The sequence below is a fragment of the Bradyrhizobium sp. CCBAU 11430 genome (assembly GCF_028128855.1).
In the GTDB taxonomy this organism is placed as follows: Bacteria; Pseudomonadota; Alphaproteobacteria; order Rhizobiales; family Xanthobacteraceae; genus Bradyrhizobium; species Bradyrhizobium ottawaense.
Genome location: NZ_LBJV01000074.1, coordinates 297,735 through 317,755 on the forward strand (window position 1 = coordinate 297,735; position 20,021 = coordinate 317,755).

21 protein-coding genes are annotated in these 20,021 nt (G+C 64.3%); 12 read left to right on the forward strand and 9 right to left on the reverse strand.

Translation table 11 applies throughout. The features are described from left to right. The first annotated feature begins 28 nt into the window (after positions 1–28). Positions 29–1,447 (forward strand): efflux RND transporter periplasmic adaptor subunit, encoded by a 1,419-nt coding sequence (locus tag XI04_RS38120; protein WP_271609392.1) that lies wholly within the window; start codon positions 29–31, stop codon positions 1,445–1,447. Then, on the forward strand, positions 1,444–4,632 hold the full coding sequence (locus XI04_RS38125; RefSeq protein WP_271623916.1) for an efflux RND transporter permease subunit: 3,189 nt from the start codon (positions 1,444–1,446) through the stop codon (positions 4,630–4,632). The genes XI04_RS38120 and XI04_RS38125 overlap by 4 nt, the downstream gene beginning before the upstream one ends. 23 nt (positions 4,633–4,655) lie before the next feature. On the opposite strand, the gene XI04_RS38130 is transcribed toward XI04_RS38125, so the two are convergent. Both XI04_RS38130 and XI04_RS38135 read right to left on the reverse strand, forming a co-directional pair. Then, positions 4,656–5,732 carry a Cj0069 family protein gene (locus tag XI04_RS38130; RefSeq protein ID WP_212476259.1) on the reverse strand — a complete coding sequence of 359 codons (1,077 nt, stop codon included), beginning with the start codon at positions 5,730–5,732 and terminating at the stop codon, positions 4,656–4,658. Between the two features lie 262 nt (positions 5,733–5,994). Continuing rightward, entirely contained in the window at positions 5,995–6,168 is a 174-nt protein-coding gene (locus XI04_RS38135) for a hypothetical protein (RefSeq protein WP_157158374.1), read from the reverse strand. Between XI04_RS38135 and XI04_RS38140 the strand changes: the two genes are divergently transcribed. Together XI04_RS38140 and XI04_RS38145 are read left to right on the forward strand one after the other, a co-directional pair. After that, positions 6,152–6,385 (forward strand): hypothetical protein, encoded by a 234-nt coding sequence (locus tag XI04_RS38140; protein ID WP_028142974.1) that lies wholly within the window; start codon positions 6,152–6,154, stop codon positions 6,383–6,385. The two genes, XI04_RS38135 and XI04_RS38140, sit on opposite strands and share 17 nt — an antisense overlap. A gap of 37 nt (positions 6,386–6,422) precedes the next feature. Then, the gene (locus XI04_RS38145; RefSeq protein WP_212476260.1) at positions 6,423–7,310 is read left to right on the forward strand and encodes a DUF1259 domain-containing protein; all 888 of its coding nucleotides are present in this window, start codon (positions 6,423–6,425) and stop codon (positions 7,308–7,310) included. Positions 7,311–7,341: 31 nt separating this feature from the next. Here the strand turns inward: XI04_RS38145 and XI04_RS38150 are convergent, their stop codons facing one another. The 5 genes from XI04_RS38150 to XI04_RS38170 form a co-directional block, all read right to left on the reverse strand. Next, positions 7,342–7,749 (reverse strand): GFA family protein, encoded by a 408-nt coding sequence (locus tag XI04_RS38150; RefSeq protein WP_038971516.1) that lies wholly within the window; start codon positions 7,747–7,749, stop codon positions 7,342–7,344. Between the two features lie 122 nt (positions 7,750–7,871). Further along, positions 7,872–8,273 carry an arsenate reductase (glutaredoxin) gene (gene arsC, locus XI04_RS38155; protein ID WP_028142977.1) on the reverse strand — a complete coding sequence of 134 codons (402 nt, stop codon included), beginning with the start codon at positions 8,271–8,273 and terminating at the stop codon, positions 7,872–7,874. 16 nt (positions 8,274–8,289) lie between these two features. After that, on the reverse strand, positions 8,290–9,345 hold the full coding sequence (gene arsB, locus XI04_RS38160; protein WP_028142978.1) for an ACR3 family arsenite efflux transporter: 1,056 nt from the start codon (positions 9,343–9,345) through the stop codon (positions 8,290–8,292). Positions 9,346–9,347: 2 nt separating this feature from the next. Further along, on the reverse strand, positions 9,348–9,875 hold the full coding sequence (locus XI04_RS38165; protein WP_212476261.1) for an arsenate reductase ArsC: 528 nt from the start codon (positions 9,873–9,875) through the stop codon (positions 9,348–9,350). Continuing rightward, the gene (locus XI04_RS38170; RefSeq protein WP_038947848.1) at positions 9,868–10,230 is read right to left on the reverse strand and encodes an ArsR/SmtB family transcription factor; all 363 of its coding nucleotides are present in this window, start codon (positions 10,228–10,230) and stop codon (positions 9,868–9,870) included. Before XI04_RS38170 ends, XI04_RS38165 begins: the two co-directional genes overlap by 8 nt. Before the next feature lie 126 nt (positions 10,231–10,356). Here XI04_RS38170 and XI04_RS38175 point away from each other — a divergent pair, with 126 nt between their 5' ends. The 5 genes from XI04_RS38175 (at position 10,357) to XI04_RS38195 (ending at position 15,147) form a co-directional block, all read left to right on the forward strand. Then, entirely contained in the window at positions 10,357–10,674 is a 318-nt protein-coding gene (locus tag XI04_RS38175) for an ArsR/SmtB family transcription factor (protein WP_095426462.1), read from the forward strand. Positions 10,675–10,724: 50 nt separating this feature from the next. After that, positions 10,725–12,086 carry an NAD(P)-binding domain-containing protein gene (locus XI04_RS38180; RefSeq protein WP_212476263.1) on the forward strand — a complete coding sequence of 454 codons (1,362 nt, stop codon included), beginning with the start codon at positions 10,725–10,727 and terminating at the stop codon, positions 12,084–12,086. After that, positions 12,083–13,270: an MFS transporter gene (locus tag XI04_RS38185; RefSeq protein ID WP_212476264.1), complete on the forward strand. Its 1,188-nt coding sequence runs from the start codon at positions 12,083–12,085 to the stop codon at positions 13,268–13,270. The genes XI04_RS38180 and XI04_RS38185 overlap by 4 nt, the downstream gene beginning before the upstream one ends. A gap of 55 nt (positions 13,271–13,325) precedes the next feature. Continuing rightward, positions 13,326–14,504, forward strand: coding sequence for an MFS transporter (locus XI04_RS38190; protein WP_212476337.1), 1,179 nt, complete (start codon positions 13,326–13,328; stop codon positions 14,502–14,504). A 217-nt stretch (positions 14,505–14,721) separates the two neighbouring features. Continuing rightward, on the forward strand, positions 14,722–15,147 hold the full coding sequence (locus XI04_RS38195) for a hypothetical protein (RefSeq protein ID WP_028142985.1): 426 nt from the start codon (positions 14,722–14,724) through the stop codon (positions 15,145–15,147). A 146-nt stretch (positions 15,148–15,293) separates the two neighbouring features. Here XI04_RS38195 and XI04_RS38200 read toward each other — a convergent pair whose 3' ends face one another. Continuing rightward, positions 15,294–16,007 carry a Crp/Fnr family transcriptional regulator gene (locus tag XI04_RS38200; RefSeq protein WP_038947853.1) on the reverse strand — a complete coding sequence of 238 codons (714 nt, stop codon included), beginning with the start codon at positions 16,005–16,007 and terminating at the stop codon, positions 15,294–15,296. A gap of 807 nt (positions 16,008–16,814) precedes the next feature. On the opposite strand from XI04_RS38200, the gene XI04_RS38205 reads away from it, so the two are divergent. Then, the gene (locus XI04_RS38205; RefSeq protein WP_271609394.1) at positions 16,815–17,282 is read left to right on the forward strand and encodes a phasin family protein; all 468 of its coding nucleotides are present in this window, start codon (positions 16,815–16,817) and stop codon (positions 17,280–17,282) included. 209 nt (positions 17,283–17,491) lie between these two features. Next, a complete protein-coding gene (locus tag XI04_RS38210; RefSeq protein WP_028142988.1) occupies positions 17,492–17,707 on the forward strand; it encodes a hypothetical protein in 216 nt (71 codons plus the stop codon). A gap of 195 nt (positions 17,708–17,902) precedes the next feature. Here XI04_RS38210 and XI04_RS38215 read toward each other — a convergent pair whose 3' ends face one another. Beyond that, on the reverse strand, positions 17,903–18,910 hold the full coding sequence (locus XI04_RS38215) for a LysR family transcriptional regulator (RefSeq protein WP_038947855.1): 1,008 nt from the start codon (positions 18,908–18,910) through the stop codon (positions 17,903–17,905). A gap of 234 nt (positions 18,911–19,144) precedes the next feature. Between XI04_RS38215 and purU the strand changes: the two genes are divergently transcribed. Continuing rightward, positions 19,145–20,017 carry a formyltetrahydrofolate deformylase gene (gene purU, locus XI04_RS38220; protein WP_038974267.1) on the forward strand — a complete coding sequence of 291 codons (873 nt, stop codon included), beginning with the start codon at positions 19,145–19,147 and terminating at the stop codon, positions 20,015–20,017. The last annotated feature ends 4 nt before the right edge of the window (positions 20,018–20,021 follow it).

Sequence of the window (20,021 nt, forward strand, 5' to 3'; positions counted from 1 at the left end):
ACGCGTGCCAAGCGCGCGAAGACACACCATGAAGACGCTGCGTCTCCTGACACTTCTCGCGCTGGCCGGTGGCCTGGCCGTGGGCGCATACTGGTCCTCGCACGGACGCTGGTCCGCTCATGCCGAGGCGACCCCGGCTGCAGCTCAAGCGGACCGAACTCCGCTCTACTATCGTGACCCCAGCGGCGCGCCACTCTGGTCCGCTAGTCCGAAGCAGGACGACCGTGGCCGGGATTATCTGCCGGTCTATGAAGACGGTCAGGCGCCTGCGACGGCAGCAAAGCCACCGCAGGCGACTTCCTCGCGAAAAATCCTGTACTACCGCAACCCCATGGGCCTGCCCGACACCTCGCCGGTGCCGAAGAAGGACCCGATGGGGATGAACTACGTCCCCGTCTACGAAGGCGACGAGGCCGACGACGGCACGGTCAAGCTCTCGCCGGGCAAGATCCAGCGCACCGGCGTGAAATCCGAGCCGGTCGAGCGACGGACGATCCGCGTCACGGTCAAGGCACCCGGCACGATCCAGCTCGACGAGCGCCGCGTGTCTGTGATCGCGATGCGCGCCGAAAGCTTCGTGCAGAAGGTCGCCGACGTCACCACCGGCACGCGCGTGAAGGCGGGCCAGCCGCTGATGGAGATCTACAGTTCGGCGGTTGCTTCCGCGGCCGCGGAATATCTTGCGACGATCACCTCCAAGACGGTGGGCGGCGTCGAGATGTATGGCCGCGGCTCGCGGCAACGGCTGGTCAATCTCGACGTGCCCGAGCAGGTCATCGCCGAGATGGAGAAGACGCGCCTCGCGCCCGTCACCATCCATTGGTCGGCGCCGCGCGACGGCATCGTGCTCGAGCGCAACGCGATCGAAGGCATGCGCGCCAATCCCGGCGACGTGCTGTTCCGGATTGCGGACACCTCGGTCGTCTGGGCCCTCGTCGATATCGCCGAACGCGATCTCGGTCATATCGCGGTGGGGCAGTCCGTGGCGGTGCGCGCGCGGAGCTTTGCCGGCCGCATCTTCAGCGGCCACATCGCCGTGGTCTATCCGCAGGTGAACCGGGAGACAAGGACCGTTCGCGTCCGGATCGAGCTTGCCAATCCCGATGCGGCGCTGCTGCCGGACATGTATGTCGATGCCGAGATCGACACGGCCGACGCCGCGCCCGTGCTGGCGATACCGGATAGCGCGGTGCTCGACACCGGCGCGCGGCAGGCCGTCCTCGTCGACAAGGGGAAAGGGCGCTTCGAGCCGCGCGAGGTGAAGCTCGGCCGGCGTGGCGGCGGCTACATCGAGGTGCGGGACGGGCTTGCCGACGGCGAGGCAGTGGTCACATCCGCCACCTTCCTGATCGATGCGGAAAGCAATCTGAAGGCCGCGCTCAAGGGTTTTGCGGAAGGAGCGCCTCAGGCGTCCGATGCGGGCCATGCGGCGGGAGAGCGCAAATGATCGCCCGCATCATCGCCTGGTCGGCGCGCAATTTGCTGCTGGTGCTGTTCGGCACCGGTTTTGCGGCCGCCGCCGGTCTCTATGCGCTGATCCATCTGCCGCTGGATGCGATCCCTGATCTCTCCGACACCCAGGTCATCGTCTACACCGAACATCCCGGCCAGGCGCCGCAGGTGATCGAGGACCAGGTCACCTATCCCTTGACGACGGCGATGCTGACCGTGCCGAAATCGAAAGTCGTGCGCGGCTTCTCCTTCTTCGGCGCCTCGTTCGTCTACGTGATCTTCGAGGACGGCACCGACATCTATTGGGCGCGCTCGCGCGTCCTGGAATTTTTGAACGGCGCGGCTTCGCGGCTTCCTGCCGGCGTCACCCCGACCATCGGTCCCGACGCCACCGGCGTCGGCTGGGTCTACCAGTATGCGGTCCTGTCGAAGGAATTGAACCTGGCGGACACCCGCACGATCCAGGACTGGAATCTGAAGTTCGCGCTGGCCAAGGCCGAAGGCGTCGCCGAGGTCGCCAGCATCGGCGGCTTCGTCAAGCAGTACAACGTGGTGCTCGACCCGCAGCGGATGCGCGATCGCGGCATCAGCATGCAAAAAATTCGTGAGGCGATCCGCGCCAGCAACGCCGATGTCGGCGGGCGCACCGTCGAGCTCGCCGAGTTCGAATACGTCATCCGCGGCAAGGGCTATATCAAGAGCATCAACGATCTCGGCAACATCGTGCTGAAGACCTCCGGCGGAACGCCGGTGCTGCTCCGCGACGTCGCCAATGTCGAGCTCGGACCGGACGAGCGCAGGGGCATCACCGAGCTGAACGGCGAGGGCGAAGTCGCCAGCGGCATCGTGCTGCAGCGCTTCGGCGTCAACGCGCTCGACGTCATCGAGAACGTCAAGAAGCGCTTCAAGGAGATCGCGAGCAGCCTGCCGGCATCGGTCGAGATCGTCCCGGTCTACGATCGCTCGAACCTGATCTACGCGGCCATCGACACGCTCAAGCACACGCTGTTCGAGGAGAGCATCGTCGTCGCGCTGGTCTGCATCGTGTTCCTGCTGCACGTCCGCAGCGCGCTGGTCGCGATCCTGATGCTGCCGGTCGGCGTGCTGATGGCATTCGGCGCCATGAAGCTGCTCGGCCTCGGCTCCAACATCATGAGCTTAGGTGGCATCGCGATTGCGATCGGCGCCATGGTCGATGCCGCGATCGTCATGATGGAGAATGCCCACAAGCACCTCGAACGCGCCGAGCCCGGCCAATCGCGCGTGCAGATCCTGATCGATGCCGCCTCCGAAGTGGGGCCTGCGCTGTTCTTCAGCCTGCTGATCATCACCGTGTCGTTCATGCCGATCTTCACGCTGGAATCGCAGGAGGGGCGGCTGTTCAGCCCGCTGGCGTTCACCAAGACCTTCTCGATGGCCGCCGCTGCCCTCTTGTCCGTCACGCTGGTGCCGGCGCTGATGGTGATCTTCGTCCGCGGCCGGATCGTCCCGGAGAGCCGGAATGTCATCAATCGTTTCCTGATCTGGATCTACCGGCCCGTGATCAAGGGCGTGCTTCGCGCCAGGACGCTGGTGATCCTAGCCTGCCTCGCAATCCTCGCCGTCACGACATGGCCGGCGCGGCAGCTCGGCACCGAGTTCATGCCGGCGCTGAACGAGGGCACGTTGCTCTACATGCCGACGACGCTGCCCGGCATCTCCGTGACCAAGGCGGCCGAGTTGATGCAGACGCAGGATCGCATCATCAAGTCGTTCCCCGAGGTCGCCTCCGTCTACGGCAAGGCGGGACGGGCGGCGACCGCGACCGATCCGGCACCGACCGAAATGTTCGAGACGGTGGTCAATCTGAAGCCGAAAGAGCAGTGGCGTCCCGGTGTCACCCTCGACAGCCTGATCGCGGAGATGGACAAGGCGCTGCAGTTCCCCGGCGTCTCGAACGCCTGGACCATGCCGATCAAGGCCCGCATCGACATGTTGTCGACGGGCATCCGCACGCCTGTCGGCGTCAAGGTCATGGGCACCGACCTCGTCGAGATCGACCGGCTGGCGCGGCAGGTCGAGCGGGTGATCAAGACTGTCCCGGGCACGTCGTCGGCCTACGCCGAGCGCGGTATCGGCGGCTACTATCTCGAGATCGTCCCGGACCGCGAGGCGCTCGCGCGCTACGGCATCCTGATCCAGGACGTTCAGGACACCATCGCGGCCGCGCTCGGCGGCCAGACGGTCACGACGACCGTGGAAGGCCGCCAGCGCTTCACGGTGAACATGCGCTATCCGCGTGACCTGCGCGACAATCCCAAGGCGATCGCGAGCGATATCCTGGTGCCGATGCCGGCGGGCGGCGCCGTGCCGCTCGGCGAGGTCGCCAAGGTCGAGCCGGCGCGGGGGCCGACCTCGATCCGGACCGAGAACGGCCAGCTGGCGACCTACATCTATGTCGACATCCGCGATCGCGACATCGGCAGCTACGTCGCGGACGCGCAACGCGCGGTGACGGAGAGCATCCAGTTTCCCGCCGGCACCTATGTCGTCTGGAGCGGCCAGTACGAATATCTCCAGCGCGCGGCGGCGCGCCTCAAGATCGTCGTGCCCGTCACGCTCACGATCATCTTCCTGCTGCTCTACCTGAACTTCAGGGCGTTGACCGAGACGCTGATCGTGATGCTGTCGCTGCCTTTCGCGCTGGTCGGCGGCATCTGGATGATGTGGTGGTTTGGCTTCAACCTGTCCGTCGCGGTCGCCGTCGGCTTCATCGCGCTCGCCGGCGTTGCTGCCGAGACCGGGGTCGTGATGCTGATCTACCTCGATCACGCGCTGGCCGAGATGAAGGCGAGGCGCGACGCCGAGGGCGGGGTCTTCACCCGGCGCGATCTCCATGACGCCATCATGGTGGGCGCGGTCGAGCGCGTCCGGCCCAAGATGATGACGGTGGTCGCCATCATGGCGGGCCTGCTGCCGATCATGTGGAGCACCGGCGCGGGATCCGAAATCATGCAGCGCATCGCGCTGCCGATGATCGGCGGGATGATCTCGTCGACATTGCTGACGCTGATCGTGATCCCGGCGATCTTCGGGCTGGTGAAGGGGCGGGGGCTGCCTGATGGCGAGCAACCGGCGCTCGCCGACCAGCCTGCCGTTGAAACGGAGAACGGCATGCGCGCTCCGCAAGCCGCCGAATAGGATCGCGAGACGTCATCCGGCTCTCAGCCGGACCGTGCCTCCCGGCTCCGCAGCAGGCGGTGCGTCACCGTTCGTGCGATCGCCGCCGGCGCTTCCTCGGGGATCGCAAAGCAGGAGCTCGCGTTGATCTCGCACAGCACGTAGGTGTCGGCGCCCGCCGCATCCGGCGGCCCGTACAGGAAATCCGCATCCCAGATCACCGGCAGTGACAATTCATCGATACCGAGCGTTTCCATCATCTGCGGCGTCCATTCGTCCTCCATCGACCTTCGCAGCGCCTGGAACGGCGGAGCACCAGGCCCGTGCATGATGCGCGGCCCCGGTTGCGCCTCGGGCGCGTCGGGGCCTTCCGGCGGCGGCGGGATCAGGGCCTTGATCACTTGGTGCCCAAAGCCCGCGACCCTCGCGCCGCTCATGTAGCAGCGGATCATCCCGTCGGGCAGGCGAGGTTGAAACGCCTGGTCGATGATGCAGCCGCCCCATCCGAAATACGGCTCGCAGCGCGCCACCAGCTCGTCGAACCTGATGTCCTCGGGCCGGCTCCCGCGCTGGGCATGGAGTACACGAACCGTCTCGTTCGTGTGCGGAAGCGCTTCGACCTTCCAGACGCCCTGGCCGCCATTGCCGCGATTTTGCTTGAGCACGCGAGGGCCGTGCGCGCGAAGGCGCGAGGGAAATTCGGCGCGGAACGCCGCGGCGCTGTCATAGCGATGCGTGTCGGCGCCCCAGCCGAGGTGACGCGTGCGGTAGAGCACCTCCTTGACGCCCATCTTCAGGATCACGTCGGGATGGGCGCTCACCCACGGTCCCTGCGCCGCGACGTCGCGCAGCAGGGGATCGAGCTCGGCGCGCGTCTTGCCCTGGTGGATCGGATCGACCCAGACCAGCACGCCGTCAGCCGCGAGCAATTGGTCGCGGACTGCGTCGGCAAAGCTTTCGTCGTAGATCACGGGGTGCGCGTCGATGCCGAGGGCGGCGAGGGCCTCGAAGACGCGGACGAAGCGGCTGTTTTGCGCCGTCGTGTCGCGGCACGCGGCGGCATCGCCGCGTGAGAGGATGGCCAGTGTTTGGCGGGGGGAAGGGTGTCGTTCGGTGTCCATGCGCAAGCTCCACGAATGGCGTGCTGCGCAGAGCTTGGACCGGGGTCTCACGGGGAGTCTGCTTCGTCCCCACGTGACGAACCCTAATGAGATCGTCCGGTCGTTTCAAGATGCCGGTTGGTGCGGTTCCGTTCCGAGTGAACTCTTCGTGACGCGCCTCGGCCATGCGCGTGTTGACAGCTGGGCCACCCGGGTTTCTATTCGACGTGACGGGGATTTGCGATCTCCCCGCGAGGCGACATGCCCAAGCATCGCGTCCTGATCACCAAGGGCGCAGCATGTCATCGTTTCCCAATCTCATCAGACAAATCGTAATTTTCCATTCGTGCGCGGCGGCGGCGCCGAAGCGCGTTGGCGTCGTCTCGTCGCGCCGCGCCGAAAACGACTTCACCTGGGGCAGGAGACGCCAGGAGAATGTCATGCGGACAAAGGTCATCTTTCACACAATCCTCTTTCTGGCGATCGCCAGCGGGCTGTCGAGCGCACGCGCTCTGACACGAGAGGAGGTCGTCGCCAAAATCCAGGCGGCCGGCTACACGCAGGTCAGCGACATCAAATCGACCGCCGAGGGCACGACCGCAAAAGCCGTGAAGAACGGCAAGGACGTGCGGCTCGTCGTCGACAGTGCCGGCCAGATCAAGGAGCAGAAGTGAGACGCTGACGGCTGAATCCAGCTTGAGGAGCAGAGCAATGCGAAAGACCATCTCGGCGCTGATCGGCGTCAGTGCCTGCCTCATCGCGGGCGCTCATGCGCAGGATCTCGATTGGAATAAGGTTGACGAGACGCTGGGCCGCAAGCCCGCCGTTGCGGACGATGTCCACCGCTACGGCTTTCCCCGCACCGATCTCACCGTGACCCTGGACGGGGTGACGATCAAGCCGGCGCTGGCGCTCGGCGGCTGGCTCGCGTTCAAGCCCGCGCATGGCGGTGCCATGGTTATGGGCGATCTCGTGCTCCTCGAGACCGAGATCAATCCCGTGATGGCGAAGATGATCGCGAGCGGTCTGGAGATCACCGCCGTGCACAATCATCTGCTGCGCGCGAGCCCGGCGACGTTTTACATGCACGTCGCCGGACACGGCGATCCCGTCAAGCTGGCCTCGGCGATCCACGATGCGCTGGCCGAAAGCAAGACCCCCTTGACGGTCGCGGCGCCGGCGGGCCCGCCGCCTGCCATCGACCTCGACACCGCCAAGCTCGATCAGGTCATCGGCGTCAAGGGGCAGGCCAACGGCGGCGTCTACCAGTTCAACGTCAAGCGGCGCGACCCGATCACGGAGGACGGCATGCTGCTGACCCCCGTCGGTGCGATGGGCGTTGCGATCGCCATCAACTTCCAGCCGACCGGAGGAGGCAAGGCCGCCATCACCGGCGATTTCGTCCTGACCAGCGACGAGGTGAACCCGGTCATCGTGGCGCTGCGCACGCACGGCATCGAGGTGACGGCGCTGCACAGCCACATGCTGGACGAGCAGCCGCGGCTGTTCTTCATGCATTTCTGGGCCAACGACGACGCGGTCAAGCTGGCGAATGGCCTGCGTGCCGCGCTCGACAAGACGGCCAGCACGAAGAGCTGATGCGAAGCTGTGCCGGCATCGCCTCTCGCCGCTACGGCTGCGGAGGATAGCGCTCGAAGGCCGGCAGTTCGTGCGCGTGCTCCATCCAGCGAAGCCGCTCGGCGACCTGGATGTGCATCGTCGCCGGCACGGCCTCGGGATCATCGTAAGTCGCGCTCTGGATGTCGATGACCCCCGGCAGCATGTCGACATTGACATAGAACAGGCCGGTGCCGCAATGGCCGCAAAAGTGCCGCCGGCCGTGTTCCGAGGAATTGTAGATCTTGGGCTCGCCCTTGGTCACCTTGAGAGCGCTCTCCGGATACATCGTCCAGCCGACGACCGGAGCGCCGGCGTGAAGCCGGCAGTCGCGGCAGTGGCACAGCGCATGCACGATCGCGTCGCCCTCGACCTCGTAACGGATTGCGCCGCAGTGACAGCCGCCGGTGATGGTGCTCATGCGTTCCTCCCGATGGATCGATCTTGCCGATCGATAGCTCTCGAGAGGTGCGGCTTCAACGCTGCAAGCGATTTGAAGTTGCGTCCTACTGTCGCCTGACAGCTGCTGCCATCGGAGCCGGCTCAGCGCGCTCCGACCACTTCGCCGTCTTCCTTCACGAACCGGCCGACCGGATGATCCAGCAGATCGATGACCGCTTCCGAGGGCCGGCACAATCGCGTGCCCTTCGCCGTCACCACGATCGGGCGGTTGATCAGGATGGGATGCGCGAGCATCTGATCGATCAGCTCGTCATCGGTCCATTTGGGATCATCGAGGCCGAGATTGCGAAACGGCGTGCCCTTCTCGCGCAGCAGCGCGCGGACGGAAATGCCCATCGCCTTGACGAGCTCGAGCAGCTTCTCGCGGGACGGCGGCGTCTTCAGATATTCGATGACGACGGGCTCGGCGCCGCTCTGCCGGATCATCGCCAGCGTGTTGCGCGAGGTGCCGCAGTCGGGGTTGTGGTAGATCGTGACGCTCATGGTCGGTCTCCATGCCTCACCGGTGGGCTTCCAAGGCCGTCGGGACTTTGCCAGCGCCGGCCTCGTACCAGCCCCTTGTCGCCTTGACGATGCGGACGACGGACAGCATCACCGGGACCTCGACGAGAACGCCGACCACGGTCGCCAGCGCAGCGCCGGAGTCGAGGCCGAACAAGCTGATCGCGGCGGCGACCGCCAGCTCGAAGAAGTTGCTCGCGCCGATGAGAGCGGCCGGAGCGGCAACGCACCAGGCCACGCCGAACCGCCGGCTCAGCCAATAGGCGAGGCCCGCATTGAAATAAACCTGCACCAGAATTGGCACGGCAAGGATGGCAATGACGAGTGGCTGCCGGACGATCTGCTCGCCCTGGAAGCCGAACAGCAGCACCAATGTGGCGAGGAGCGCAACTAGCGACACAGGCTGCAGCATCCGCATGGCGCGGTTGAAGCCGTCGTCGCCTCCGCGCAGCAGCACCTTGCGCCACAGCTGAGCAACGATTACGGGAACCACGATATAGAGCAGAACGGAGAGCAGCAGCGTGCCCCAGGGGACACTGATCGAGGCCACGCCAAGCAGCAGTCCCACCAGCGGCGCGAACAGGAACACCATGATCACGTCGTTCAGGGCGACCTGGCTCAGCGTGTAGTGAGGCTCCCCCTCGCACAAATTGGACCACACGAACACCATCGCGGTGCAAGGCGCCGCCGCCAGCAGGATCAAGCCGGCGATGTAGGACGAGATCTGGCCGGACGGCAGCCACGGTGCGAAGAGGTGGCCGATGAAGAAAGAGCCCAGCAGCGCCATCGAGAACGGTTTTACGGCCCAATTGATGAAAAGGGTGACTCCGACGCCGCGCCAATGCTTCCGCACCTCGCCCAACGCGCCGAAGTCGATCTTCAGCAGCATGGGCACGATCATCAGCCAGATCAGCACCGCCACCGGCAGGTTGACCTTGGCGACCTCGGCGGCTGCGATCGCGCCGAAGAAACCGGGCATGACGTGTCCCAGTGCGACGCCGACGACGATGCACAGTGCAACCCACAGAGTGAGGTATCGTTCGAAGATGCTCATTGTCACGCCACGTCGCTTCTGCCTGACGTCGCGCCGTCGGAGCGGCCGATCTCGCGCAGCCTGGTGCCGAGCGACAGCTTGTCGATGCTCCTCAGCGGCAAGTTCACGAAGGTGTCGATCCGGTTCTTGAGATATCGGAACGCAGTGACGAACGCCGCCTGCTTCTCCAGCTCGGAACCTTCGGCCGCGGCAGGGTCCTCAATGCCCCAATGCGCCGTCATCGGCTGGCCCGGCCAGATCGGGCAGGCTTCTCCGGCCGCGTTGTCACAAACGGTGAAGACGAAATCCATCACGGGCGCATCGGCGCTCGCGAATTCCAGCCAGCTTTTCGAGCGTAGCCCGTCGACGGGGTAGTCCGTGCTCTCAAGCGTGCGCAGCGCAAGCGGATGCACCGTGCCCTTTGGCGCGCTGCCGGCGGAGAAGGCCCGAAAGCGGCCGGCGCCGTCTTTCCAAAGGATCGACTCGGCCAGGATGGATCGCGCCGAATTGCCGGTGCACAGAAACAGCACATTGTAGATTTGGTCAGGCACGGCTTCGCTCCTTCCGTTTTGGCGAGCAGCAGGCTTGCAGTGTCTCGACGACGGGATCGCAGACCTCCGGCCGTCCGCCGCAGCAATCGCGCAGCAGGAAGAGCGTGACGTCGCGGAATTCGCCGAGATTGGCGCGGTAGACGATCGAGCGGCTGTGCCGCTCGGAGGAGACGAGGCGTGCCCGGGTCAGGATCGCCAAATGCGCCGACAGCGTGTTCTGGGGAACTTCCAGCAGGCGGGCGAGGTCGCCCGCTGCAAGGCCTTCGGGCTCGTGCCTGACCAGCGTCCGGAATGCCTCCAGGCGGGTCGGTTGGGCCAGTGCGGCGAGGGCGAGGACGGCTTCTTCGTTTTCCATATATCCAGATTTATGGAAATGTTGTGGGGCCGTCAATCTGAATCTGATTCATGCCGGTCAGAACATAATTCGAATATTCTAGAAATATGGTTTGACAGCCGGCGTGAACGAGCGCAGCCTGGCACCATGAAGATCGCCGACGCAGCAGCACGTCTGGAGGCCCTGGGCAATCAAACCCGGCTTCAAATCTACCGGGCCCTGGTTCGGGCCGGACACGCGGGCATGCCCGTTGGCCGCCTGCAGGACAAGCTGAAGATTCCGGCCTCGACGCTGTCGCATCACATCAAGACCCTGGTTGCGGTCGGGCTGGTCAGCCAGGTCAGGGAATCGACGACCCTGATCTGCCACGCAAACTTTGACGCGATGCGGGGCTTGGTGGATTTCCTGGCCTCGGAGTGCTGCGCCGACGAAGTCGGATGCAAGAATACACAAACGGCGGCCTGATTTTTCGGAGCCAATTATTCGATGATTCTAGAAAGATGGGAGAAGTGGGAATGAACGCCAAGACGGTTGCCATCATCGGAGCCGGGCCTGTTGGTCTCGCTGCAGCTGCGCATGTGCTCGAGCGCGGTATGTCCCCGATCGTGCTCGAGGCCGGGCCCGAAGCCGCCCACGCGGTCCGTCAGTGGCAGCATGTCCAGCTGTTCTCGCCGTGGGAATACAATGTCGACAAGGCGGCGGCGCGGCTGCTCGCGCCGACGGGGTGGAATTCACCGGACCCTCACGCCTATCCGACCGGCGGCGAGCTGATCGACCGATATCTCACCCCGCTCGCAACGCGCACGCCGCTGCGTGAGGCGATCCGGACGTCGAGCCGGGTCACGGCGATCAGCCGCGCCGGCTTCGACAAGGCGAAGACGAAGGGCAGGGAGCAGGCGCCGTTCGAAATTCGCTATCAGAATGGCAAAGGTCCCGAGGTGCTTCGCGCCGATGCCGTCATCGACGTGTCAGGCACGTGGTTCTCTCCCAACCCCGCCGGCAGCAACGGTTTGCCTGCGATCGGCGAACGCGAACGCGCCGGCCGCATCGCCTATGGCATGCCGGATGTGCAGGGCACTGAGCGCGCCAGATATGCCGGCAAGACCGTTGCCGTGCTCGGTGCCGGCCATTCCGCTTTGGGCACTCTGATCGATCTCGTGCGGCTCGCGGCCGAGGTATCAGGCACGCAAGCGATCTGGCTGTTGCGTGGCACCGATCCCGCAAAGGCGTTCGGGGGCGGCAGCAATGACAAGCTTGCCGCGCGCGGCGAGCTGGGCTCCACCTTCGCCGCGCTCGTCGCTGCCGGAAAGATCAGGGTCGAAACAGGCTTCGCCGTCACGCATCTGTCGGACTCCGAAGGCCGTCTCAGGATTTCGGCAGGCAGCTGCTGCGGTGCGCAGAGTGTGGTGGCGGACGAACTGATCGTCTCTACCGGCTTCCGTCCCGATCTTTCGTTCTTGTCCGAGCTGCGGCTGCGGCTCGATCCGGCGATCGAGGCTCCGGCCGCGCTCGCGCCTCTGATCGATCCCAACGAGCATAGCTGCGGCACGGTTCGGCCGCACGGGGCGCGCGAGCTCGCGCATGACGAGCCGGGCTTCTATCTCGCCGGCATGAAGTCCTACGGCCGTGCGCCGACCTTCCTGATGATGACCGGATACGAGCAGGTCCGCTCGATCGTCGCTGACATCGCCGGCGACAAGGCGGCTGCGGCACGGGTCGAGCTCGTGCTGCCGGAGACCGGCGTCTGCACGCGCGGCGGTGTCGAGACGGCGGGAGCGGGATGCTGCGGCGGGCCGGCGAAGGAGGAGCCGTCAGCCTGCTGTGCTGACGATGAAACCGCCAAGAAGGCAGGTCGCGCGGGGTGCGGCTGCTCATGACGCAGGTCCCGGCGGACCGGGTGGCCGGTCCGCTCGCCATTGTCGTCGCACTCGGAACCGCGCAGACCATTGCGTGGGCGTCGAGCTACTATCTCCCTGCCATCCTGGCCGCGCCGATTGCGCGCGATCTCGGTCTTGCGCCGACCTATGTGTTCGGCGCGCTGTCGGGAGCGCTCGTCGTCTCCGGCCTGCTCGGGCCGCGCGTGGGGCATGCCATCGATACGTTCGGAGGGCGCGGTCTGCTTGCCGTTTCGAACCTCGTCTTCGTGGCAGGCTTGCTCCTCCTGTCTGTGGCTCATGGCATTGCGGTGCTGGTTGCGGCCTGGGTGTTGCTCGGGATCGGCATGGGCATGGGCCTTTACGAAGCGGCCTTCGCGACGCTTGCGCGCATCTACGGCAGCAACGCGCGGCGAACCATCACCGGCATCACCCTGATCGCGGGTTTCGCCAGCACGCTTGGCTGGCCCCTCACGACGTGGCTGGCCTCCGAGTATGACTGGCGCGTCGCCTGCCAGGTGTGGGCGGCGATCCATCTCTGCCTGGCGTTGCCGCTCAATCTGTCGCTGCCGCGCGCAATTCCATTGGACCAGCAGCCGCGACCGGATCCTGGCGCGAGCCAAAGATCCGGACGGCAGAGCGAGACGTTCGCGATGGTGCTGCTGGCTTACATGTTCGCGGCGGCAAGCTTCGTCAGCTCGGGTGTCTCGGCCATTCTGCCGACCATGCTGGTCGCGTTCGGCGCGACGCCGGCGCAGGCCTTGCTCGCAGGAGCCCTGGTCGGGCCCGCGCAGGTCGGTGCCCGCCTGCTGGAAGCAGGATGGCTCGGCCGGTTTCATCCGCTGTTGTCGGCGCGGCTCGCCATGCTCATGAATCCGATCGGGGTTGTTGCATTGGTCGCGGGCGGCCCCTTCCTCGCATCGACTTTCACGGTGCTCTATGGCGCGGGCAACGGCATCATCACCATTGCCCGCGGTACGCTTCCCCTGGCGTTGTTCGGGCCGGCGGGCTTTGGCAGACGGGTCGGCATGATCTCGTTGCCGTCGCGGGCCACCGGCGCGCTCGCGCCACTCGCGCTCGGGCTGATGGTGGAGCATTTTGGCAGCAGCGCGCTATGGATCAGCGCGCTGGCTTCTATCTCCGCGTTTTTTGCGCTTCTGTTGCTGCGTGCAGACCAGACGAGATAGGGACTGAGGGGAGGCGAGCATTCGGAGCTTGAGCGGGGGGGCGCTGATTGCGGTGATGTGTATCGGCCAGCTCGGCAATCTGCTGCCGCACGTCACGCTGTCGGCGAATTTGGCGCAGCATCTGATGCCGGCGTGGGGGCTGTCTGCCGCCGAAGGCGGGCTGATGGCGAGCGGCTATGCGTTCGGCTACATGCTGGCGGTGCCGGTGCTGACGACGCTGACCGATCGCATCGACGCGCGGATCGTGCTGCTGTGGGGCTCCATCGTTAGCGGACTTGCGACCATGGCCTTCGGCATTTTTGCCCAGGGGTTCTGGTCGGGCACACTGATCTGGTCGCTCGCAGGATTGGGCTTCGCCGGCGCCTACATGCCGGGGCTGAAGGCGCTGACGGACCGGTTGCCTGCCGGCGACACCTCGCGGGCGGTGACGCTGTACACCTCGAGCTTCTCGGTCGGCGTCGGCCTGTCGTTCCTGGTTGCGCAAGTCCTCGCCGATCGCTGGGGATGGCGGACCGCGTTCTATGTCACCGGCGTCGGCCCCATCGCGATGGTGGTTGCGTGCCTCCTGATCGAGGGCCGCCGGCCTGTCCCGAAGACGGGGCGGCTGCTGAATTTCGCGCCTGTCTTCGCCAATCGCGAGGCGCTCGGCTACATCCTCGGTTACGGCGCGCACTGCTTCGAGCTCTATGGCATTCGCACCTGGCTGGTCGGGTTCTGGACCTTCGTCGTTGCGCATCAGGGCGGGCCGTCCTGGATGACGCCCGTGCTGATGAGCTTCTGCTTCGCGGTGATCTCGATGCCCGCAAGCATCCTCGGCAACGAGGCAGCCCTGAAGTTCGGACGGCATCGCGCCATCACGGTGGTGATGATCGCGTCAGCCAGCGTCGCGCTCGTGATCGGCCTCAACGCAACGGCACCGGCATGGGTGCTCGCGCTGCTGCTGATGCTCTACGGCCTGACGGTGCCGGCAGATTCGGGTGCGTTGACCGCAGGGATGTCGGCCGCGGCAATCGCCGAGCATCGCGGCGCAACGCTGGCCCTGCATTCCACGGTCGGCTTCGGCTTGTCAGCCGCCGGCGCATGGGGAACCGGCGTCGCACTCGACATGGCCGGCGGTCCGCAGAGCGCGAACGGCTGGCTGCTGGTGTTCATCGTTCTGGCAGCCGGAATCGTGCTGGGGCCGCTGGCGCTGCTGTGGTCGCGGCGGGACCATGCCGGCAAGCAGCCATCGTGAGCCCACTTGCTTCGGCATAGAAGCCCTACGCCGGATTGTTCCCTGCGGGCGTGACGACTTTCGATGGTGGCGCTCCGCCATCGCCGGCGCTGCGGCTTCGCCACGGGATCTTCAGCCTCGGTTTTCCACACCCACGACCCGCAGTATCGAATTGCGCGCTCAACCTACTAGCGATCGATAATTTGCCAGCGCGGTCGGGCGCAGCTTTGATGACGGCATGAGCACCAAATCACGCGAGGTCATCTGGAGCGGCCGAATTCTGGGTGCGGAAATTTCGGCCAAGCACGCGCGCGAGGAGGCCAAAAAGGCCGTTCGCGAGGCCGACCGCGCCGAAGCCGAAGCCTGGTCGGTCCGCATGGAAGGTTACGGTGGTCCCTCACAGCCCTCGCCGACGATCGGCCAATGCCTGAACGGCGGCATGGGCTGGCTCGAGGTCGAGTGCAACAGGTGCAAGGCGCGTGCGAGCCTGCCGCTCGACGCAATCCGCCGTCCGCGCGATACGCCGATCTGGAAGCTGGAAGCCTCGCTCAAGTGCCGGTCATGCCGAAAGGGACGTTCCGCGCCGCCCGTCCACATGATCAAGCTGACGGCCACGCGAAGCATCACGCCGTACAAATGGGTGCATCCGACCGAGGAGAGATAGTCAGACGCTGCGACGACAACAGCCCGCGCGCCTTGTCGACCTCTGCCCCCTGGCGCCGGATGTCTATCCTCGCTTTGGCGTCGGCACTTCGGGCTAAACCGGTCATCGTCACGGTCAAATGTGCCTCGGCAGAACCAAACGCGAGTTCAGGCTGGATCGATAGAAAAGATATCGTCGACTTCGAGACGCATGGTGTCGCGGCATTCGCACGCCGCCGCTGCGAGCCGCGATGGGTCGATCTCGATTTCGCCTCGCCGTTCAGATCTGATCGCTCCGGAAGCACGCAGATTGCGCATCAGGAGCGTCACCGTCGTCCGTCGCACACCCAGTATTTGCGAAAGCGTCTCCTGCGTGAGCGGGAGGACGTCGTGGTCGACGCGGTCGTGAAGATGGAGCAGCCAGCGTGCCATGCGGGCTTGGACCGGATGCAGCGCATTGCAGGCTCCGCCGATTTGTAGCTGTATCAGCATCGCCTTGAAGTGAAGCTGGACAGCGTGGCGGATCGCGGGGCTACGGCTAAAAGCCGCGTGGAATCGCGATACGGGGATCCGCGAGGCGGTGCCGGCTGCACGAACGACGGCGGTAACGGCCGCAGGGGACGGCCCCAGAACGGAAAGGGTGCCTACTGCTCCCTCGCGCCCTATCGCAACGCTGGCGACCGTCTGCCCGTTCGCCATGTCGATCATCACCGAAATGGCCCCACTATGAGGGAAGAGGACGTGCTCGGTCTGGTCACCCGCCCGCGAGATGACCGCGTCCCGATCGAGCGCGACCATCTCCAGCTCGGATGCAAGCAGACTGAAATCTGCCACCGGTAGGGCTGCGAGAAGTCGGTTACCAATTCCGCTGGGATGCGTCACCGTAGCCCACCGCGAACCGCATTTCGAGCGGCACAGGACGGCAAACTCGAACTTTGTTTGAAACCGCGTACGCCTCGCGCTCCGAAATCGAATCCAGCCGCGTAAGCTCTCAGTTTCAAAAATAAAACTCCGAACACACGCGGCCGCGAGGCGACGTTTTGTCTTACGCCATCATTCAGGACTTAGATTCAAGCGCTGTGTGGCACAATTGCAAAATGCGTATGGGTAACACCATAGGGGTTCCAATTTCCGGGGCGCGGCAAACGCTGCGGTGAGAGAGTTGCGCGAACCATGCCCTTCACCGCGATCGGCGCGATGATGAGCACAAGCTACTGAAGGGGCCGTTCAGGAACTCCGCCAGCACACTCCGCCGGTTTCGTTTGGTCCGAAAGTAGCCCGTGAGCGATAGGCAGGGTGAAGCAGAAGGGTAGCGGCTCGAGGCTTGCAAGCTACCGTCGCCGGCACGTCGCGTGATGTCCGTTCTTGCGCAAACGTAGCGCATCCCAACGCAGCTAGCGCGAAGCTCCTTTGCAAGGCTTGCGCTGAGGAAGGAACTTCCTGCCCCTTGCGATTTCCCTGTTATGCACAGTCACTCCCCGACATACCTTCGTCTGTGTTGACAATCCCAAAAAAAGTTTGAGCGAGAGTCACAAACCGAACCGACTTCCCGCTTCTCGCAGCACAAAGTCGTGCCGGGTCGGGGCTGGATCAAGGCTCATCCAAAATCTGATCGAACACGGAGCGTGAGCTCTCGTGACGCAAGCGAGCGTTGCGAGGAATGCTTTCGCTTGAGAAAGGAAATGTTGCGTGACTGAAAGCCAAACGAAACTGCCGCCGAACGGAACGAACGTTTTCGCGATGCCATGGTTGGATTTCTCGAAGGTCATGTTGCCTGGCGTGGGGCGCGAGCTTGCCGAGCAGGGCCTCGCCCGCGCACGGGAAGGCTGCGAGAAGATCAAGGCCGCATCGGAAGAGATGACGCAGACGCTGCGTGAGACCTATTCGAGCAATGCGAGATGCACGACCGACTACGGGCTCAAGGTGTTCGAAATCTCAAACGCCAATGCCGCTTCTGCGCTCGATTTCTTCGTCCATCTGTTCGGCAGCAAGTCCGCGACCGATGCCTATACATTGTCGGCGGCGCACGCGCGCAAGGCTTTCGACACCGCCTCTGACCAGAACAGGGAGTTGTGGGGGCTTGCCCAGAAGCTCGCGACGGAAACGGGTGAGCCGATCAGGAAGCACTTCACCAAGGTCCTCCACCCAGGCGGCTAAAAGCGCGTTCAATTTCACATTCGGATTCGTTTGAAGAGGAGATCCGGCTGGTTGGATCACGCCCAACTGAGCGAGCACGCCCCACTGCCCCATGCTCGACCAACAAGGTGCGCGATGCCTATCAGGCCTCGCACCGACGAGAGGCGCATTCCAACCGGCCGGTGCTTTTCTGCAAACCACAACAAAGACAAATCGCAAGGGAGGGCAACATGGGAATGGTCATGGTCAAATGTCCACAAACCGGACACGCGATTCCCACCGGCATCAAGACTGATCGCGAGAGCTTTGGACGCCGCGCGGTGTTTTTCTCCCGCACCCGGTGTCCGATCTGCCGCACCGATCACGCGTGGTTCGCGCGGGAAGCCTGGGTCGACGAACCGGCCACCCGCACCGCGAACTGGCGTCTGGCACCGGAATATGGATGAAATGGTCGCCGGCGCCGCACCGCGTCAAAGACGACATGACGCATGAGTTGGTGCTGGCGGACCACAGCTCAGGGTCTTGATCTTTCCAGCAGCGTTAAATGCCAAGACCGCGTTCACTGCATTTTCCCCGCTGATGTACGAGATCACTGTCCCACCGTGCGAGGGTTGAAGATCGTCCAGCTCGGCAGCGGGGTGTTACCGCCGCCGTGAGGCGATCGTTGTCGCAGACCGCCCGGCGACGGGTGCCGCGGCTTTGGCGCGCGACTTGGCATAATCGGCCGACATCGCCAGCGCGGGGTCGCGGTCCCGGAGCTCCTCGGCCACGATTGTTTGAAGCCATCGCACGGCGGGTTCGTTGTCCATCCGCCGGTGCCAGTGCTGCTTCAACTCGATGAGAGGTATCGAGACCGGCGGGGGCAGCAGCTTCAGCCCGGCGTTCGCGTACCAGGCCCCGAGCGAGAACGGCACGGTGGAGATCATGTCGCTCGTCGCAATCAATTGCGGCACGCTCATGAAATGCGGCAGGTGCAGCACGACGCGGCGTTGCAGCTTGAGCTCGCGAACGCGCCTTTCGAAGATCTCCTGACTGCGCCCCTGCTGGTTTACGACGATATGGTCCGCGGCGAGAAACTGTTCGAGCGAGAGGGTGTCGCCGATCGTTGGATGATCCTTTCGGACGATGCTGGTGAAGGGATGATCGAACAAATCCTCTGTCACGATGTTCGGACCGACGAGGTCCGGAAAATAGCCTATCGCCAGATCGATCTCGCCGCTTTCGAGCGCGTCTTCCAGATCCTCGTGCGACGTCGGCAGGCACCGCAAGCTCGCTGCGGGAGCCATGCTGCGAATGCGTTGGAGGATCGGCGGGATGAAAATCAGGACGCCAATATCCGAGGTTGTGACCGTGAATACGCGGTCGCTCTCTTCCGGCACGAAACGCGGCTTGCGGAGTATCTGCTGATCGACGGTGGACAGCACTGTCCGCACGGCCTCCGCGATTGATTCCGCGAAGGGCGTTGGCCGCATGCCGCGCCCGGTCGAGAGAAACAGGGGATCGCCAAAGAAATCCCGCAGCTTGCGCAGACCGGTGCTGGCCATCGGCTGGCTCATTCCGAGCTCACGGGAGAGCGCCGACAGGTTCTGGGTGCGGAAGAGCCCGTCGAGCAGCAGAAGAAGGTTCAGGTCGAGCCGTCTGATATCCATCACATTGATAGCTTGTATTGAATAATACCGGATTTTCAATGACGGCTTTATGCGCGATGGTCTCCGCAACGCCCCCGCAGGGGCGACTTTGGGAGTGAAATCAAAGCCGTAGGTCGCCGGCCGTACAGGCTGGTCCGGTCCCCTTCCTCAGTCAGACTCTCACCTTTCCCACATCCGCTCACCGCGTCGGTGCGTCGGACCACGACCGCGCGTGGCGCGAGGAATCGTCCGTAGATGCAGCCTGAACTTGCTGGAAGCTCTCAATACATCCTGACCCTGTCATGCCGCGATGTGCCTGGGATTGTCGCCGACGTTTCGCGCTGTCTGTTCGAGAACGGCGGCAACATCATCGAGGCGGCGCAGGTCGACGAGATCATGAGCGAACGCTTCTTCATGAGGGTCGGTGTCACACTGTCGGAAGGGGGCGCGCAGAAGGCGCGAGCAGGCCTTGAGGTCATTGCCCGGAGGTTCGGCATGGAGTGGAAGCTCCGATCCCAGGCCGAACGCAAGCGCGTGCTCCTGTTCGTCTCCAAATTCGATCACTGCCTGGGCGATCTCCTCTATCGCCACAGGCTCGGCGAACTTCAGATGGATGTCGTCGGAATCGTTTCCAACCATCCGCGTTCGGCCCTTGCCGTCAGTCTCGTCGGCGACATCCCTTTCCATCACCTTCCGGTTACGAAGGAAACCAAGATGAAGCAGGAAGCGCAGATCAAGGCGCTTGTCGCGATGACGAATGCCGATCTCGTCGTTCTCGCGCGTTACATGCAGATCCTCTCGGATGATCTCTCGCGCCATCTCCATGGCCGTTGCATCAACATCCACCATAGCTTCCTGCCGGGGTTCAAGGGCGCAAAACCCTATCACCAGGCGCACGCGCGCGGCGTGAAGCTGATCGGAGCGACCGCGCATTTCGCGACGAGCGATCTGGACGAGGGGCCGATCATCGAACAGGACGTCGAACGGGTCAGCCACCGCGATACGCCGGACGATCTGGTCCGGAAGGGGCGCGACATCGAACGGCGTGTCCTTTCGCGCGCGGTCCATCTCTTCCTCGAGGACCGCGTCATCATCAACGGCGATCGAACGATCGTCTTCTCTAATTGAGAAA

What these genes read in the sequence shown, in the direction of transcription:
- XI04_RS38120 (WP_271609392.1), top strand. Translation starts at nt 29, where the DNA reads ATGAAGACGCTGCGTCTCCTGACACTTCTCGCGCTGGCCGGTGGCCTG.
- XI04_RS38125 (WP_271623916.1), top strand. Translation starts at nt 1,444, where the DNA reads ATGATCGCCCGCATCATCGCCTGGTCGGCGCGCAATTTGCTGCTGGTG.
- XI04_RS38130 (WP_212476259.1), bottom strand. Translation starts at nt 5,732, where the DNA reads ATGGACACCGAACGACACCCTTCCCCCCGCCAAACACTGGCCATCCTC.
- XI04_RS38140 (WP_028142974.1), top strand. Translation starts at nt 6,152, where the DNA reads ATGCGGACAAAGGTCATCTTTCACACAATCCTCTTTCTGGCGATCGCC.
- XI04_RS38135 (WP_157158374.1), bottom strand. Translation starts at nt 6,168, where the DNA reads ATGACCTTTGTCCGCATGACATTCTCCTGGCGTCTCCTGCCCCAGGTG.
- XI04_RS38145 (WP_212476260.1), top strand. Translation starts at nt 6,423, where the DNA reads ATGCGAAAGACCATCTCGGCGCTGATCGGCGTCAGTGCCTGCCTCATC.
- XI04_RS38150 (WP_038971516.1), bottom strand. Translation starts at nt 7,749, where the DNA reads ATGAGCACCATCACCGGCGGCTGTCACTGCGGCGCAATCCGTTACGAG.
- arsC (WP_028142977.1), bottom strand. Translation starts at nt 8,273, where the DNA reads ATGAGCGTCACGATCTACCACAACCCCGACTGCGGCACCTCGCGCAAC.
- arsB (WP_028142978.1), bottom strand. Translation starts at nt 9,345, where the DNA reads ATGAGCATCTTCGAACGATACCTCACTCTGTGGGTTGCACTGTGCATC.
- XI04_RS38170 (WP_038947848.1), bottom strand. Translation starts at nt 10,230, where the DNA reads ATGGAAAACGAAGAAGCCGTCCTCGCCCTCGCCGCACTGGCCCAACCG.
- XI04_RS38175 (WP_095426462.1), top strand. Translation starts at nt 10,357, where the DNA reads ATGAAGATCGCCGACGCAGCAGCACGTCTGGAGGCCCTGGGCAATCAA.
- XI04_RS38180 (WP_212476263.1), top strand. Translation starts at nt 10,725, where the DNA reads ATGAACGCCAAGACGGTTGCCATCATCGGAGCCGGGCCTGTTGGTCTC.
- XI04_RS38185 (WP_212476264.1), top strand. Translation starts at nt 12,083, where the DNA reads ATGACGCAGGTCCCGGCGGACCGGGTGGCCGGTCCGCTCGCCATTGTC.
- XI04_RS38190 (WP_212476337.1), top strand. Translation starts at nt 13,326, where the DNA reads ATGTGTATCGGCCAGCTCGGCAATCTGCTGCCGCACGTCACGCTGTCG.
- XI04_RS38195 (WP_028142985.1), top strand. Translation starts at nt 14,722, where the DNA reads ATGAGCACCAAATCACGCGAGGTCATCTGGAGCGGCCGAATTCTGGGT.
- XI04_RS38210 (WP_028142988.1), top strand. Translation starts at nt 17,492, where the DNA reads ATGGGAATGGTCATGGTCAAATGTCCACAAACCGGACACGCGATTCCC.
- XI04_RS38215 (WP_038947855.1), bottom strand. Translation starts at nt 18,910, where the DNA reads ATGGATATCAGACGGCTCGACCTGAACCTTCTTCTGCTGCTCGACGGG.
- purU (WP_038974267.1), top strand. Translation starts at nt 19,145, where the DNA reads ATGCAGCCTGAACTTGCTGGAAGCTCTCAATACATCCTGACCCTGTCA.